We start from the raw sequence: 14,987 nt of genomic DNA, 5'->3' as shown, positions 1-14,987 counted from the left end.
GCTGCTCGCGATCTACGGGCTGCTGCTGGTGCTGTCCGCGGTGCTGGTCGTCTCGATCGCCCGGCTGGTGCCGCGCGGGCCGCCGCGTTCGGCGTGGGCACCGAGCAGCTGCAGGCGATGGCGTCCTCGCTGGACGCCCGGCGGATCACCACGCTCGCCGCCGGACTGCTGCTGCAGGTCGCCGGGCTGGCCGGGAACCTGGTCTTCCTGTTCTCGCTGCTGCTGTTCCTGGGGATCGAGTCCACGGCCGCCTCGGCGCGGCTCGACGCCGTCGCCGCCGCCCGCCCGGCGGTCGCCACCGCGCTGCGCCGCTTCGCCGGCGGGACCCGGCGGTTCCTGGTCGTCACCACGGTGGTCGGCCTGGTGACCGGTGCGATCGACGCGGTGGTGCTGGCCGCGCTCGGGGTGCCGCTGGCGGTGCTGTGGGGGCTGCTGGTGTTCATCACAAACTACATCCCCTACATCGGGTTCTGGATCGGCTTCTTCCCACCGGTGCTGCTGGCGCTGCTGGCCGGCGGGCCCGGATCGGCGCTCGCCGTGGCGGCGGTGTTCATCCTGGTCAACTTCGTGCTGACCTCGCTGGTGCAGCCCCGGTTCGTCGGCACCGCCGTGGGCCTGTCGGTGTCGGTCACGCTGGTCGCGCTGGTCTTCTGGGCCTGGCTGCTCGGGCCGCTCGGCGCGGTACTGGCGGTGCCGCTGACGCTGCTGGTGAAGCTGCTCCTGGTGGACGCGGACCCGCGGGCCCAGTGGCTGGACGCGCTGCTCGGCAGCACCCCGGCGGCGGCCGGGCCGGCGCCGGGCCCGCCCGCCGACGGGGCCGGGACGGGCGGGACTTTCGGCCCGATCGAGCCCGCTGCCGGGGAGGCACCATTCGACCAGCCGACGTCCGGCTCGACGACCGCGGACCCGCCCGTCGACGGCGGCCCGCAGGCCCCGGACGCACGACGAACCCTGGAATCCTGATCGGACGGAGAGCAAGACATGGCGGACACGGCCAACATCGAGGACGGGCCCGGCGCATCGGCACCGGTGGCTCCGACCGCGGACGGCGCGGTCTCCAAGCGGGTGCGCGCGCTCGTCGTGCTGCGGGGCGTCCTGGTACTGGCGTTCGGGCTCGCGGTGCTGTTCACGCCGGGCCTGGCGCTGCTGGCGCTGATCTTCGTGTTCGCGGCGTACGCGCTGGTCGACGGCATCGCCGCGATCGTCCTCGGCATCCGGCACAGGGCCGAGCGCCCCGGCTGGGGCTGGACGATCGCGCAGGGCGTCGTCTCGGTCATCGCCGGTGTCGTCGCGTTCACGCTGCCCGCGTCGGCGGCGCTCGCGATCCTGTTCGTGATCGCCTTCTGGGCGATCATGGCCGGTGTCATCACCGCGATCTCGGCGAACGAGGTCCGCAAGCACGGCGGGCCGTGGGGCTGGATCGCGGTCCGGGCCGCGCTGGACGTCGTGTTCGGTGTGCTGCTGCTGGTCTGGCCCGCCTCCGGGATCCTGGCGCTGCTGTGGCTGGTCGGCGCGTTCGCGGTGGCCACCGGGATCGTGCTGATCGTCCAGGCGTTCCGGTCGGAGACGCACCCGGCGATCGGCTGACCCGCGGCCGGGTGTGTGCCGGAATCCCGCGGGGTCCCGGCACACACCGCTGTTCAGGCGGCCGGGCTCCGTCAGCGCCGTCTCAGCCGCTGATCGCGGCGTACGCGGCCTCCAGCAGTGCCGGGTCCGGGCCCTCCAGGCGGGCCGGCTTCGCCAGCCCGTCGAGCACGACGAACCGTAGTGTGCCGGCGCGGGACTTCTTGTCCCCCCGCATCGTCTCGATCAGCTCGGCCAGCACACCCGGCTGGTAGGAGGTCGGCAGGCCGACCAGCTCCAGCACCTCGCGGTGCAGGTCGGCGGTGGCGTCGTCGAGGCGGCCCGCGGCGCGGGCGAGCTCCGCGGCGAAGACCAGGCCGACCGAGACGGCGTTGCCGTGCCGCCACCGGTAGCCCTCGCGCCGCTCCACGGCGTGCCCGAGGGTGTGGCCGTAGTTGAGGATCTCCCGCAGGTGCGACTCGCGCAGGTCCGCGCCGACCACGTCGGCCTTCACCCGGATCGAGCGGCGCACCAGCTCGGCGAGCACCGGACCGGCCGGGTCGAGTGCGGCGACCGGATCGGCCCGCACCCGGTCGAGGATGACCGGATCGGCGATGAACCCGGCCTTCCAGACCTCGGCGGACCCGGCGACGAGCTCCTCGCGCGGCAGTGTGCGGAGCGTGTCGAGATCGACGAGCACCGCGGACGGCTCGTGGAACGCCCCGACCAGGTTCTTCCCGGCGGCGGTGTTGATGCCGGTCTTCCCCCCGACGGCGGCGTCGACCATTGCGAGCAGCGTCGTCGGCACGTGCACGACGCGGACCCCGCGCATCCAGGTGGCGGCGACGAACCCGGCCAGGTCGGTGACCGCTCCCCCGCCGAACCCGACGACGAGGTCGGAGCGGGTCAGCGCCGCCTCGGCGCAGGCCTGCCAGCAGGCGGCGAGCGAATCGAGGGTCTTGCCGGCCTCGGCGTCGGCGACCTCGATCCGGAACGCGGCGAGCCCGCCCGACGCCAGCTCCGCCCGGGCGGTCTCCGCGCGGTCGGCCAGGGTCGGGGGGTGCACGAGCAGCACCCGCCCCGCGTCGGTCCCGGCGACGACCTCGGCCAGCCGGCCGGCGATGCCCGCCCCGACCAGCACCGGGTACGGCCGCTCGGCGTTCACCGCGATCCGGACCGATCCGTCCGGCTCGCGGTCACCGGAGGCGTCCGGCAGCTCGGGGAGGCGGAGGTCGGTCATCGGGTCTCCATCGGGTGGTCCGTGCCGGGGGCGCCGAAACCGGGCGCCGGCAGTGCCGAGTCGGCGCGCGGGGTGGGCCGGTCGTGCGGGTCCTCGGCGTCCGGTGCGGCGTCGGCCGCCTCGCCGCCGGGCAGACCGAGCCCGCCGAGCACCGCCGCGACGACCTGGTTCGGGCTGCGCCGCACCGTGCTGACCTGGACCGTCGCCACCTCGGCGTAGAGCGGGGCCCGGTCGGCGAGCAGCGCCCGGAAGGTGGCCCGCGGGTTCACCCCGGCCAGCAGCGGGCGCGCGGTGGACATGCCGGTGCGCCGCATCCCGTCGGCGAGGTCGACCTCGAGCGCGACCACCCGGTGCCCGCGCAGCAGCTCCCTGGTCCGGGCGTCGAGCACCGATCCGCCGCCGAGCGCGAGCACGCCGTGCCCGGCCCGCAGCTGCTCGGCGACGACCTCGTGCTCCAGCTTCCGGAACGCCGCCTCACCCTCCTGCACGAACATCTCTGCGATCGGCCTGCCGATCCGCTCGACGATCACCGCGTCGGTGTCGGCGAAGCCGAGCCCGAGCCGCTCCGCGAGCAGCGAGCCGATCGTCGACTTGCCCGACCCGGGCGGGCCGACGAGCACCAGGAACGGCCGCCCCTCCCGGTCCGGTCCCGGCACGGGACCCTCCGGCGCCGGGCCCGGCCCGCCCTGCGCGCCGGTCACCGGGCGTCCCCCGCCAGGTAGCCTGCGACGTTGCGGCGGGTCTCGGCCAGCGAGTCCCCGCCGAACTTCTCCAGCGCGGCCTGCGCGAGCACCAGCGCCACCATCGTCTCGACGACGACGCCGGCCCGCGGGACGGCGCAGGCGTCGGACCGCTGGTGGATGGCGGTCGCCTCCTCGCCGGTGACGGTGTCGATCGTGCGGAGCGCGCGGGGCACGGTGGAGATCGGCTTCATCGCGACCCGGACCCGGACCGGCTCGCCGTTGGTCATGCCGCCCTCGATGCCACCGGCCCGGTTGGTCAGCCGGGTGACCGGCACGGTGCCCGCCGGGCCCTCGTGCGGCCCGCCGGCGGGGACCATCTCGTCGTGCGCGACCGAGCCGCGGCGGTGCGCGGTGCGGAAGCCGTCGCCGATCTCGACGCCCTTCATCGCCTGGATGCCCATCAGCGCGGACGCGAGTCGGGCGTCCAGCCTGCGGTCGGCCTGCACATAGGTCCCGACGCCGACCGGCATCCCGTAGGCGATCACCTCGATCACCCCGCCCAGGGTGTCCCCGGCGTCGTGCGCGGCGTCGATCTCGGCGGCCATCGCGGCGCCGGATGCCTCGGTGAAGGCACGCACCGGGTTCGCGTCGATCCGCTCCAGGTCGTCCGGGCCGGGCAGCGGCTCGTCGTCGGGGGCGTCGACCGCCCCGATCGCGACGACGTGCGACACGATCCGCACCCCGAGCGCCTGCTCCAGGAACGCCTTCGCGACGGTGCCCAGCACCACCCGGGCCGCGGTCTCCCGGGCGCTGGCCCGCTCCAGCACCGGCCGGGCCTCGTCGAACCCGTACTTGGTCATCCCGGCGAGATCGGCGTGCCCGGGGCGGGGCCGGGTGAGCGGCGCGTTGCGGGCCCGGTTCGCGATCAGCTCCGGGTCCACCGGATCGGCCGCCATCACCGTCTCCCACTTGGGCCACTCGGTGTTCGCGATCCGGACGGCGACCGGACCACCCTGGGTGATCCCGTGCCGGATCCCGCCGATCACCTCGAGCTCGTCGGCCTCGAACGCCATCCGCGGGCTGCGGCCGTAGCCCAGCTTCCGGCGGGCCAGCTCGGCCTGCAGCTCCTTCGTCGTGATCCCGACTCCGGCGACCATGCCTTCCAGCACACCCACCAGGGCCGGGCCGTGGGACTCCCCGGCGGTGATCCATCGCAGCACGACGTCCATCCTCTCACCCACCGGTCACGGCCCCGGAGCAGGTCACGGTCCCGGACACGACCGGGACCACCGCGGCCGGCAGCACGGCCAGCGCCGCCCCGAGCAGCGCCGGGCCGTGCGGCAGGCCACCGGCCCACCGGGCCCGCCCGGCCACCAGGGCGAGCACCGCGACCACCCCGGACAGCAGCACCGCCAGCGCCGCCGCGACCGGCAACCCGGTCCAGCCGGGCACGGTCACCGCGGCACCGACCGGCCCGGCGAGCTTCACGTCGCCGGCGCCCATCGCGGCCGGCGAGACCAGGTGCACCGCCGCGTAGGCCCCGGCCAGCAGCACCGCCCCCGCGGCGCCGCGCAGCACCGCGCCGGCACCGGCCGGGACGGCCGCCGCCAGCACCAGCGGCAGCGCCGGCAGGGTCAGCACGTTCGGCAGCCTGCGGTGCGCCAGATCGGTGCTCGTGCCCGCCGCCGCCAGCCAGCACAGCACCGCCAGCAGCGGCACCCATCGGGCGGCCACCAGGCCGCCCGCCAGGAGCAGCCCGAGCCCCCCGCCCAGTACGGCGGCCCCGCCCACGCAGCCCGGGGCGGTCACCCGCGCCCGGCGCCGCAGCACCAGCCGGGTCAGGGCCCCCGCAGCCGCACCGGCTGCAGCACCGGCGGCGGCACCGGCGGCGGCACCGGCGGCGGCACCGAGCGGGCCGAGCAGATCGAGGTCCATGCCCCGAACCTGCCGCACCCGGCGCCGTCCGGATCCCCGGGTCGTCGACCTGTGGATGATCCGGGCACATGGGGACAAACGGGCTCCGGCACCGCTGTGCCGCGCGCGGGCCCGGCAGGATGGCGGGATGGACGCCGGTACCGAGGTCGAGCACGGGATCGCCGAGCTGGTGCAGGACCCGGACCGGCCCCGGTCGTGGACCCTGCTGCTCGACGGCACCGCCCAGTCGCACGTCGACCTCGACGATCCCGAGCACCTGGAGTTCGAGTACGTCCGGCGGATCGCGCACGTCGCCGACCTGGCCGCCCCGCCCGCGGTGCCGCTGCGCGTGCTGCACCTCGGCGGCGGCGCGTGGACGCTGGCCCGCTACCTGGCCGCGACCCGCCCGGGCTCGGCGCAGACCGTCGTCGAGCTGGACGCCGCACTGGCCGAGCTGGTCGCACACCGGCTGCCCGGCCCGGACGAGGGCGACGGGCTGCGCATCGTCACCGCGGAGGCGCGGGCCAGCCTCGACCGATTCCCGGCCGGCGCGTTCGATCTCGTCGTGCTCGACGTGTTCGCCGGCGCCCGCACCCCCGCCCAGGTGACGACCGCCCAGTTCCTGCAGGCCGTCCGCCGGGTGCTCGCGCCCACCGGCATCCACGTGGCGAACCTCGGCGACGGCGCACCCTGGCCGTTCCTGCCCGGGCAGATCGCCACCGCGGGTGCCGCGTTCGCCGAGCTCGCCCTGATCGCGGCGCCGGACGTGCTGCACGGTCGCCGGTTCGGCAACCTGGTGCTGGCCGGGTCGGACCGCGGGCTCCCGGTGCCCGGGCTGACCCGCCGGGCCGCGGCCGACCCGTTCCCGGCCCGAGTGCTCGACGACACCGACACCCGGGCACTGGCCCGCGGCGCCGCCGTCGTCACCGACGCGACGGCCGTGCCGTCACCGAAACCCCCGGCCGGTCTCTGGGGGCAGTGACCGGACCGGTCAGAACGCGCCGACCTCGCGGGCCCTGGTCACATTGGCGAGGTGCTCGTCGTAGCTCGCGGCGAAGCACGACTCGCCCACGGTGGTGCACCGCACGAAGAACAGCCACGGGCCGTCCGGCGGGTTCTCCGCGGCCTGTAGCGCGGTCACCGACACCGACGCCACCGGGGTCGGTGGCAGCCCGGTGTTCAGGTAGGTGTTGTACGGCCCCGGGGTGCCACGGGCCTCGGCGGTGGTGCGCAGCGCCTGCACGTCGAGCGGGTAGTTGACGGTGGAGTCCATCTCCAGGCGCTGGTTCACCGCGAGCCGGTTCTCGATCACCCTGGCCACCCTCGGCATGTCCGGGTCGAGGGCCTCCTTCTCGATGATCGACGCCACGATCAGCGTCCGGTAGGCGCCCTCGCCGGACAGCCCGGCGTCGGCGAGCCGCTCGGCGGAGGTGGTGAGCACCTCGCGCAGCACGTCCTGCGGTGCGCCCTGCGGGTCGATGTCGTAGGGCCCGGGTGCGACGAGGCCCTCCATCCGGCGCTCCGGTGCGGCGTTCCGGTATCCCGCGTGCGCCCACTCGGGCACACCCAGGTCGGCCGGGTCGGCGTCGGCCATCGCGGCCCGCAGCTCGTCGACGCCGGTGCAGACGGGCTCGCCGTCGGCGCCGCCGAGGCAGGTCGCCTGCGAGATCTGGGTCAGCACGCCCGGGCTGACGGTGCCGTTGGGGGCGCTGGTGTCATCGATCTGCACGCCGCCCTTGACGTCCATGAACCCGACCCGGCGCTCCGGGTCGAGCATCCCGTCGACCGCGGAGCTGCCTGACATCTGCGAGCGCAGCTCGTAGAAGCCGGGCTGGACCCGCTGGATGCCGGCCTCCCGCGCGGCGGCGTCGAGGAACGCGGCCCGGGACCGCACGACGTCCTGGGCGACCAGCCGGTCGCCGATGGCGGAGGTGGAGTCGCCGGCCTGCACCCGGACGACGACCGATCCGCTGCCGGAACCGACGTAGTCGTCGGGCCCGGTCAGGTAGACCGCCGCGGCCACCAGGACCGCGCCGGCCAGCAGCGCCGAGGCCAGCAGGGCCAGCCGTCGCCTGCGGTAGTGAACGGGCGTCGGGCGGTGGCGGACGGGCGGCGCGGTCACCGGGGCACTCACGTCCGGTCCCGTGTCCGGGACCGTCGGTTCAGGTCGTTCTCGCCGGCGCCGGTCACGGCATGGAGGGTAACGGTCCCGTGACCCGGGCGAGCAGCCGGCCGCTGATGTCGATCATGTCCAGGTGCAAGGGTTTCAGCGCCCGGCGTCCAGCCAGCCCTGCAGGATCTGCACGGCAGCGGCCTGGTCCACGACGGCGCGCTGCCGGCGGCCCTTCACCCCGCGCCCGGCCAGCTGCCGGGTGGCGACGACGGTCGTCATCCGCTCGTCGGTGAGCTCCACCGGGACGTCCAGCCCGGCCTGCAGCGCGGTCGCGAACTCGCGGGCGGCCCGGGCGGCCGGGCCGTCCTCGCCGCGCAGGTCCCGCGGCAGGCCGAGCACGACGCCGACGACGTCGTGCTCGGCCACCAGCTCCGCGATCCGGCGCACGGCCGGCTCGTCGCCGTCGTCCCGGTCGCCGCGCGGGACGGTCTCCACCGGGGTGGCGAGGATCCCGTCCGGATCGCACATCGCGACGCCGACCCGGACGGCGCCCACGTCGATGCCGAGGCGCCGCCCGCGCGTCCTGGTCATCCGCGGATCGCGGCGCGTAGCCTCTGGATCGCCGCGTCGATCCCGGACGGGTCGGTCCCGCCGCCCTGCGCCAGGTCGGGCTTGCCGCCGCCGCGGCCGCCGACGGCGGGCGCGAACTCGGGGATCAGCTTCCCGGCGGCCAGCCCGGCGTCCCGGGCCGCCTTCGTGGTGGCGACGACGAAGGACACCTTCCCGTCCGCGACCGCGAACAGCGCGACCACACCGGGCCGGTCGCCGAGCTTGCCGCGGACGTCGGCGGCGAGGGTCCGCAGGTCGTTGCCGCCGACGCCGTCCGGCGCGGCGACCGCGACGAGGGCGGTGCCGTCGAGGTCCTCGGCCTGCCCGGCGAGGCTGCCGGCGGAGGCCAGGACGGCCTCGGCACGGTGCTTCTCCAGGTCCCGCTCGGCGGTGCGCAGCCGCTCGACGAGGCCGGCGATCCGGTCCGGCAGCTCCTCTGGCCGGGCCTTGAGCTGCTCGGCGAGCTGGTTGACCAGCAGGTGCTCGGTGGTGGCGTGCTGGAACGCGTCCAGCCCGACGAGCGCCTCGACCCGGCGCACGCCGGAGCCGATGGACGCCTCGGACAGCACCCGGACCAGGCCGAGCTCGCCGGTGCGGCGCACGTGCGTGCCACCGCACAGCTCACGCGAGTAGTCGCCCATGTCGACCACCCGCACGCGGTCGCCGTACTTCTCGCCGAACAGCATCATGGCGCCCAGCTTGCGGGCCTCGTCCATGGTCGTCTCGTAGGTCTGGATCTCCCGGTCCTCCTGGAGCACCGAGTTGACCTCCTCCTCGATCTCCACCAGGGCCGCCGGGTCGACGGCGCCGGTGGGCGAGGTGAAGTCGAACCGCAGCCGGCCCGGGGCGTTCAGCGAGCCGGCCTGCGCGGCGGAGCTGCCCAGCGCCCCGCGCACCCCGGCGTGCACCAGGTGGGTCGCGGTGTGCGCGCGGGAGATCGCGGCCCGGCGCACCCGGTCGACCTCGGCGACGACCTCGGAGTCCAGGGTGACGGTGCCGGCGGTGACGACGCCGCGGTGCACCCGCAGGCCGGCCACCGGGGACTGGACGTCGTCCACCCGGATCGCGAACGAGGCGCCGGTGAGCACGCCGGTGTCGGCCTGCTGACCGCCGGCCTCGGCGTAGAACGGCGTCCGGTCCAGCAGCACCTCGACGGCGTCGCCCTCCTCGGCGGCCGGCACCGTGGCGCCGTCGCGGAGCAGCCCGACGATCCGGGCCTCGGAGCGCTGCGTCTGGTAACCGAGGAAGTCGGTGGCGCCGTGCGTGTCGAGCACCGCCCGGTACACCGAGGCGTCGACGAACCCGACCTTGCGCCCGGCCGCGTCGGCCTTGGCGCGGGACCGCTGCTCGTCCATCAGGGCGGTGAACCGCTCGCGGTCCACCGACAGCCCGGCCTCCTGCGCCATCTCCAGGGTCAGGTCGATCGGGAAACCGTAGGTGTCGTGCAGCTGGAACGCCTGGTCGCCGGGCAGCACGGTGCGCCGCTCCCGGCGGGCCTCGGAGACCGCGCCGGAGAAGATCCGCTCGCCGGCGGCGAGGGTGGCCCGGAAGGTGTCCTCCTCGGCCCGGATCACCGCGGAGATCCGCTCGAAGTCGGTCGCCAGCTCGGGGTAGGTGGGCGACATCGCGTCCCGGACGACGGCGGCGAACTCGCCGAGGCAGGGCCCGGTGACGCCGAGCAGCCGGGCGGACCGCACGATCCGGCGCAGCAGCCGGCGCAGCACGTAGCCGCGGCCCTCGTTGCCGGGGGTGACGCCGTCGCCGACGATCATCATCGAGGACCGGGCGTGGTCGGCGATGACCCGGAAGCGGACGTCGTCCTCGGCGTTCTCGCCGTAGCGCCTGCCGGAGAGCTCCTCGGCCTTGGCGATCACCGGGCGGACCAGGTCGGTCTCGTAGACGTTGTTGACGCCCTGCAGCAGGAACGCGACCCGCTCGACACCCATCCCGGTGTCGATGTTCTTGTGCGGCAGGGTGCCGATCGGCGGGTGCCCCTTCTTCGGGGACAGCTCGCCGCGCTCGTCCTGCATGAACACGAGGTTCCAGATCTCGAGGTAGCGGTCCTCGTCGGCCTCCGGGCCGCCCTCGGCGCCGAACTCCGGGCCGCGGTCGACGTAGATCTCCGAGCAGGGGCCGCCGGGACCGGGCACGCCCATGTCCCAGTAGTTGTCGTCGCCGCCGCGGCGCTGGATCCGCTCCTCGGGCAGGCCGGCGATCTCCTTCCAGAGCTCGATCGCCTCGTCGTCGTCGTGGTAGACGGTGACCCAGATGATCTCCGGATCGAAGCCGTAGCCGCCGTCGTCCTGGCTGCGGGTGATCAGCGACCAGGCGAACTCGATGGCGCCGCGCTTGAAGTAGTCGCCGAAGGAGAAGTTCCCGGCCATCTGGAAGAAGGTGGTGTGCCGGGTGGTCTTGCCGACCTCGTCGATGTCCGGGGTGCGGACGCACTTCTGGATCGACGTGGCGCGCGGGTAGGGCGCGGGCACGTCGCCGAGGAAGTACGGCTTGAACTGGACCATGCCCGCGTTCACGAACAGCAGCTGCGGATCCTCGAGGATCAGCGAGGCGCTCGGCACGGGCGTGTGCCCGGCCTGCTCGAAGTGGGCGGTGAAGCGGCGGACGATCTCGTGGGTCTGCACCGGAAGGTCTCTCGTGACGGGTACGGCGACGGGTGCGCCGGCGACGCGGGGTCGCTGCGCGGGGACACCGTACGGCGGGACGACGCGGGCGCGCCGGGAGGCTTGCCGATCGCGGGCCGGGTCAGGAGCCCGCGCCGGGCGCTCGGCCCGGGTAGGGCTCGTCGGACGCGGCGGAGGACCGCGCGCGGGAGGGCACGCGGGACGGCACTGCGCGCGCGAACCCTGCGGTGCTGGTCACGGCGGTGCTCATCACGGGGCCCTCCCCTCGGTCCGTCCGGCCCGGGAACCGTCGACCAGGCTACTCCCCGTTCCCGGGCCGGGATCCGCCGGTCACCGGCGGTCGAGCTCGTCGGCGAAGGCCGCCGTTCCGGTGCCCGGCTCCAGCCGGGACCGCAGCTCGCCGTACAGCACCACCAGCGCGGCGGTGGTGAAGACGACCAGCGGGATCGTCAGCAGGTTCATCAGCAGCGCGCCGACGACGGTGGGCGCGTCACGCGTCCGCGGCCACCGGTCCGCGGGGACGACCGGTGATCGGGCGGGCCCGCCGTCCGGCGGGCCGCTCAGACCGCGACCGGCAGGCCGGCGGGCGCGCCCGGCCGCGGCGCCCGGTCCGCCTGATCCGTCTGCTGGGGGCGCCGCGGCGCCGGGATCGCCGCCGGGGCGGCCGGCCGGGCCGTGCGCGGGCGAGGCACCGGCGGGTGCGCGGCGGCCGGGGCCGGCGACCCGTCCCGGCGGGCCGCCCGCTCCTCCAGCTCGCGGCGCAGCCGCTGCAGCGCCCGGTGCTGGGCGACCCGGACCGCGCCCGGGGTCGATCCCAGCGCGTCCGCGGTCTCCTCGGCGGTCAGGCCGACCGCGATCCGCAGGGTGAGGATCTCGACCTGGCGCCGGCCGAGGATGCCCAGCAGGTCGGTGAGCCGGTCGTTGCGCTCGGCGTCGAGCACCACCTGCTCCGGGTCCTCCTCGCGGCCGATCCGCTCGGGCAGCTCCTCGACCGCGTCGCAGCGGTTGCGCGCCATCGCCCGGAACGCGTCGGCGATCTTGTGCCGGGCGATGCCGAACACGAACGCGCGGAACGACATCCCGGACAGCCGGTAGTCCGGCAGCACGGCGAGCACCGCCATGCAGACGTCCTGGGCGACGTCGTCGGCCGAGCCGAGGGTCGTCTCCCGCCGGCCCAGCCGGGCCCGGCAGAACCGCTCGACCTGGGGCTGGACCCGGGACAGCAGCAGCGCGACCGCCTGCTGGTCGCCGGCGACCGCGGCTTGCAGGAGCTCCGGCGGGAGCAGGTCGGGTGCAGCGGTCCGGGCCTCCGGCGGGCCGGCCGGTGGGTCACCGCCGTCCACGGCCGGGCCGCCGCCAACGGCCGGTTCGGTCACCGCGAGTCCGTCATGCATCGTGCCAGCGCTCCTCCGATGCGGCCCCGCCGCATCCCGTCCCTGCGACCCCGGCGGTTCCGCCCGGTCCCGGAGGGTCGGTCGGCACGCTCGGTGTCCTCCTGCCGGGTCCCGGCGGGCCCGCAGGTCCGCTCGGCCGCACCCCGGCCTGCGATCAAACCCTGGCGACACAGCCGATCGGGGTCAATCAACATGCTCAATTTGCGGTATGTGGAGACGCGGGGTAGTGACTTTCGGCCCTCCGAGGCAACCTCTGCGCCGATCGGGCGTCCACTCTCTGTCACTCCTTCCGGGGTTGCCGCTGTGCGTGACCCGGACGGCCGCGGGCTCGTTGAGCCGGGTGCCACCCCGCCCGCTCCCCGGAGGACCTCCCCCGTGCCGTTGCGCCGCCCGCACCGCCTGTCGCTCGCCGCCCTCGCCGGCGCCGCCGTGATCGCACTCGGCGTCGCCGTGCCGGCGGCGGCGGCACCGGTGCCGCCGGTGGGCCCGTCGGCGCTCACCGAGACCGCCGCCGCGGAGCTGGTGCCCGCCGTGACGGCGGCCGCCGGCGACGCCCTCGCCGGGACCTGGTTCGAGGACGGCCGGCTGATGGTGGGCATCTGGGACCCGGCGCCGGCGGCGGTGCTGGGCGCGCTCGGCGCGACGCCGGTCCTCCGGGAGGGGCCGCGGCGCGACCCGTCGGCGGCGCTGCGGGCGCTCGGCGACCGGACCGCGGCCGGCCTGCCGGACGGGCTGGCGTCCTACGGGATCGACCCGCGGACCGCGCATCTGGTGCTCGACGTCGTCGAGGGTCCGGACGCCGGCCGGCTCGCCGGCGAGCTGACCGCGGGCCTGGACCCGGCCGTGGTGCGGGTGGAGCGGGTACCGGCGGTGCCGCGGCGGCAGGCCGCGGTGTCCGGCGGCGACACGATCAGCGACGGGAGCAGGCGCTGCACGGCCGGTTTCGCCGCGTCCGACAGCGCGGGTGACTGGGTGATCACGGCCGGGCACTGCCTGCGCGGGTCCGCCACCTGGTACGCCGCCGACCAGAGCACCATCGGCTCCGGTGGGCGCACCGCGGGCGACGGCGTCGACGTCGGCGCGATCCCGGTCGAGCAGGGCAGCGCCTCGGCGACGGTGGCCGGGACCCGGGTCCGCGGCACCTCGGTCGCGCCGGTCGGGTCGTCGGTCTGCCTGCACGGCTCCACCAGCGGCCGGTCCTGCGGGACCGTCCAGCGCACCGACGTGACGGTGAACTTCGAGGGCGAGCAGCAGTCCGGCCTCACCGCGGTCGGGGCGTGCGCCCGGGAGGGCGACTCCGGCGCCCCCTACATCACCTCGGGCGGCCAGGCCCAGGGTGTGCACACCGGCGCGGGCGGCTCGGGGAACTGCACCAGCTACTTCACGCCGGTCCGGACCGCGACCAGCGCGCTGAACCTGACGCTGACGACCGGCTGAGCTCAGTCCCCCGTGCCGCGGACGACCCGGCGCAGCTTCGGGACCCGCTCGGCGAGCGTCCGCTCGAAGCCACGGCCGGACGGCGTGTAGTAGTCGGTGCCGACCACGTCGTCCGGCGGGTACTGCTGGCGCAGGACGCCGTCCGGGTCGCTGTGCGGGTAGCGGTAGCCGACCGCGTTCCCGAGCTTCTGCGCCCCCGCGTAGTGCCCGTCTCGCAGGTGCGCCGGCACCCCGCCGACCTTCCCGGAGCGGACGTCGGCCATCGCCGCGTCGATCGCCGTGATCACCGCGTTGGACTTCGGTGCGGTCGCCAGGTGCACGGTGACCTGGGCCAGTGCGAGCCGCGCCTCCGGCATCCCGACGAGCTGGACGACCTGGGCGGCGGCCGTCGCGGCGGGCAGCGCGGTCGGGTCGGCGAGGCCGATGTCCTCGGACGCGTGCACCATCAGCCGGCGCGCGATGAACCGGGCGTCCTCCCCCGCGACGATCATGCGGGCCAGGTAGTGCAGTGCTGCGTCCGGATCGGAACCGCGGATGGACTTGATGAACGCGCTGATCACGTCGTAGTGCTGGTCGCCGGCCCGGTCGTAGCGGACGGCGACCTCGGTGACCGCCCGCTCGACGGCGGCGAGATCGACCACCGAGCCGCCCGCACCGAGCACCCCGTCGGCGGCCGCCTCCAGCGCGGTGAGCGCCCGGCGGCCGTCACCGGCAGAGAGCCGGACGAGCGCGTCCTCCCCCTCGGCGGCCAGCTCCACCGCGCCGTTCAGCCCGCGCTCGGAGGTGACGGCACGGCGCAGCAGCCGGCGGACGTCGTCCTCGCCGAGGGACTGCAGCTGCAGCACCAGCGAGCGCGACAGCAGCGGTGACACCACCGAGAACGACGGGTTCTCGGTGGTCGCCGCCACCAGCAGGACCAGCCTGTCCTCGACGGCGCCGAGCAGCGCGTCCTGCTGGGTGCGGGAGAACCGGTGCACCTCGTCGATGAACAGCACCGTGGTGGTGCCGCTGTGGTCGCGCCTGCGCCGCGCGTCCTCGATGACCGCCCGCAGCTCCTTCACCCCCGCGGAGAGCGCGGAGAGCGCGACGAAGTGCCGGGCGGGCCCGGTGCGGCCAGGACCGCCGGCCGCCCCGGCCATCAGCCGGGCCAGGGTGGTCTTGCCGGTGCCGGGCGGGCCGTAGAGCAGCACGGACGCCGCCGCGCCGCCGTCGAGCAGGCGGCGCAGCGGCGCACCGGGCTTCAGCAGGTCGGCCTGGCCCACGACCTCGTCCAGGGTCCGCGGGCGCATCCGGGCCGCCAGCGGGGCGTCGGGACGGGGGCCGTCCTCGGCGCCGTCCGATCCCGGGCCGGGGTCGATGTCGAAGAGGCCGTCGGTACTCATCGCCGTCCAGCCT

The 14,987-nt window shown here is 75.6% G+C and carries 14 protein-coding genes; 4 read left to right on the top strand and 10 right to left on the bottom strand.

Translation table 11 applies throughout. From position 1 onward, the window contains the following. Positions 1-93: 93 nt before the first annotated feature. Both ABZ881_RS16600 and ABZ881_RS16595 read left to right on the top strand, forming a co-directional pair. Complete coding sequence (locus tag ABZ881_RS16600) at positions 94-963, top strand: AI-2E family transporter (RefSeq protein ID WP_358485405.1); 870 nt, start codon at positions 94-96, stop codon at positions 961-963. A gap of 18 nt (positions 964-981) precedes the next feature. Beyond that, a complete protein-coding gene (locus ABZ881_RS16595; RefSeq protein WP_344028289.1) occupies positions 982-1,587 on the top strand; it encodes an HdeD family acid-resistance protein in 606 nt (201 codons plus the stop codon). Positions 1,588-1,669: 82 nt separating this feature from the next. Here ABZ881_RS16595 and aroB read toward each other — a convergent pair whose 3' ends face one another. The 4 genes from aroB to ABZ881_RS16575 are packed head-to-tail and all read right to left on the bottom strand — an operon-like array spanning position 1,670 to position 5,421. Further along, on the bottom strand, positions 1,670-2,803 hold the full coding sequence (aroB, locus tag ABZ881_RS16590; RefSeq protein ID WP_358485403.1) for a 3-dehydroquinate synthase: 1,134 nt from the start codon (positions 2,801-2,803) through the stop codon (positions 1,670-1,672). Continuing rightward, complete coding sequence (locus ABZ881_RS16585) at positions 2,800-3,459, bottom strand: shikimate kinase (RefSeq protein ID WP_358485401.1); 660 nt, start codon at positions 3,457-3,459, stop codon at positions 2,800-2,802. The genes aroB and ABZ881_RS16585 overlap by 4 nt, the downstream gene beginning before the upstream one ends. 41 nt (positions 3,460-3,500) lie before the next feature. After that, positions 3,501-4,706, bottom strand: coding sequence for a chorismate synthase (gene aroC / locus ABZ881_RS16580; protein ID WP_358485400.1), 1,206 nt, complete (start codon positions 4,704-4,706; stop codon positions 3,501-3,503). Positions 4,707-4,719: 13 nt separating this feature from the next. Then, positions 4,720-5,421, bottom strand: a complete 702-nt coding sequence (locus tag ABZ881_RS16575) for an A24 family peptidase (protein WP_358485398.1) — start codon at positions 5,419-5,421, stop codon at positions 4,720-4,722. A gap of 127 nt (positions 5,422-5,548) precedes the next feature. Here ABZ881_RS16575 and ABZ881_RS16570 point away from each other — a divergent pair, with 127 nt between their 5' ends. After that, positions 5,549-6,382 (top strand): fused MFS/spermidine synthase, encoded by an 834-nt coding sequence (locus tag ABZ881_RS16570; protein WP_358485396.1) that lies wholly within the window; start codon positions 5,549-5,551, stop codon positions 6,380-6,382. A gap of 9 nt (positions 6,383-6,391) precedes the next feature. On the opposite strand, the gene ABZ881_RS16565 is transcribed toward ABZ881_RS16570, so the two are convergent. From ABZ881_RS16565 to shbA, 5 genes are all read right to left on the bottom strand, one after another. Continuing rightward, positions 6,392-7,534 carry an endolytic transglycosylase MltG gene (locus ABZ881_RS16565; RefSeq protein WP_358485394.1) on the bottom strand — a complete coding sequence of 381 codons (1,143 nt, stop codon included), beginning with the start codon at positions 7,532-7,534 and terminating at the stop codon, positions 6,392-6,394. Between the two features lie 132 nt (positions 7,535-7,666). Continuing rightward, positions 7,667-8,104, bottom strand: coding sequence for a Holliday junction resolvase RuvX (ruvX, locus tag ABZ881_RS16560; RefSeq protein ID WP_358485392.1), 438 nt, complete (start codon positions 8,102-8,104; stop codon positions 7,667-7,669). Next, positions 8,101-10,761 (bottom strand): alanine--tRNA ligase, encoded by a 2,661-nt coding sequence (alaS, locus tag ABZ881_RS16555; RefSeq protein ID WP_358485390.1) that lies wholly within the window; start codon positions 10,759-10,761, stop codon positions 8,101-8,103. Before alaS ends, ruvX begins: the two co-directional genes overlap by 4 nt. A gap of 330 nt (positions 10,762-11,091) precedes the next feature. Next, positions 11,092-11,223: a hypothetical protein gene (locus ABZ881_RS16550; RefSeq protein WP_358485389.1), complete on the bottom strand. Its 132-nt coding sequence runs from the start codon at positions 11,221-11,223 to the stop codon at positions 11,092-11,094. Positions 11,224-11,321: 98 nt separating this feature from the next. Continuing rightward, positions 11,322-12,155 carry an RNA polymerase sigma factor ShbA gene (gene shbA / locus ABZ881_RS16545; protein WP_358485387.1) on the bottom strand — a complete coding sequence of 278 codons (834 nt, stop codon included), beginning with the start codon at positions 12,153-12,155 and terminating at the stop codon, positions 11,322-11,324. A gap of 375 nt (positions 12,156-12,530) precedes the next feature. Between shbA and ABZ881_RS16540 the strand changes: the two genes are divergently transcribed. Next, the gene (locus ABZ881_RS16540; RefSeq protein WP_358485385.1) at positions 12,531-13,592 is read left to right on the top strand and encodes a S1 family peptidase; all 1,062 of its coding nucleotides are present in this window, start codon (positions 12,531-12,533) and stop codon (positions 13,590-13,592) included. Positions 13,593-13,594: 2 nt separating this feature from the next. On the opposite strand, the gene ABZ881_RS16535 is transcribed toward ABZ881_RS16540, so the two are convergent. Continuing rightward, the gene (locus tag ABZ881_RS16535; protein WP_358485384.1) at positions 13,595-14,974 is read right to left on the bottom strand and encodes a replication-associated recombination protein A; all 1,380 of its coding nucleotides are present in this window, start codon (positions 14,972-14,974) and stop codon (positions 13,595-13,597) included. Between the last annotated feature and the right edge of the window lie 13 nt (positions 14,975-14,987).

The sequence above is a fragment of the Pseudonocardia sp. NPDC046786 genome, from assembly GCF_040645415.1.
Classification (GTDB): domain Bacteria; phylum Actinomycetota; class Actinomycetes; order Mycobacteriales; family Pseudonocardiaceae; genus Pseudonocardia; species Pseudonocardia kongjuensis.
Note: the sequence above shows the minus strand (reverse complement) of the source record. Positions and strands in the feature narration are given on the sequence as shown.

Bases quoted from the DNA above. Each gene is read 5' to 3' on its own strand.
- aroB (WP_358485403.1), bottom strand. From the start codon at position 2,803: ATGACCGACCTCCGCCTCCCCGAGCTGCCGGACGCCTCCGGTGACCGC.
- ABZ881_RS16575 (WP_358485398.1), bottom strand. From the start codon at position 5,421: ATGGACCTCGATCTGCTCGGCCCGCTCGGTGCCGCCGCCGGTGCCGCC.
- ABZ881_RS16535 (WP_358485384.1), bottom strand. From the start codon at position 14,974: ATGAGTACCGACGGCCTCTTCGACATCGACCCCGGCCCGGGATCGGAC.
- ABZ881_RS16595 (WP_344028289.1), top strand. From the start codon at position 982: ATGGCGGACACGGCCAACATCGAGGACGGGCCCGGCGCATCGGCACCG.
- ABZ881_RS16550 (WP_358485389.1), bottom strand. From the start codon at position 11,223: ATGAACCTGCTGACGATCCCGCTGGTCGTCTTCACCACCGCCGCGCTG.
- ABZ881_RS16570 (WP_358485396.1), top strand. From the start codon at position 5,549: ATGGACGCCGGTACCGAGGTCGAGCACGGGATCGCCGAGCTGGTGCAG.
- shbA (WP_358485387.1), bottom strand. From the start codon at position 12,155: ATGCATGACGGACTCGCGGTGACCGAACCGGCCGTTGGCGGCGGCCCG.
- ruvX (WP_358485392.1), bottom strand. From the start codon at position 8,104: ATGACCAGGACGCGCGGGCGGCGCCTCGGCATCGACGTGGGCGCCGTC.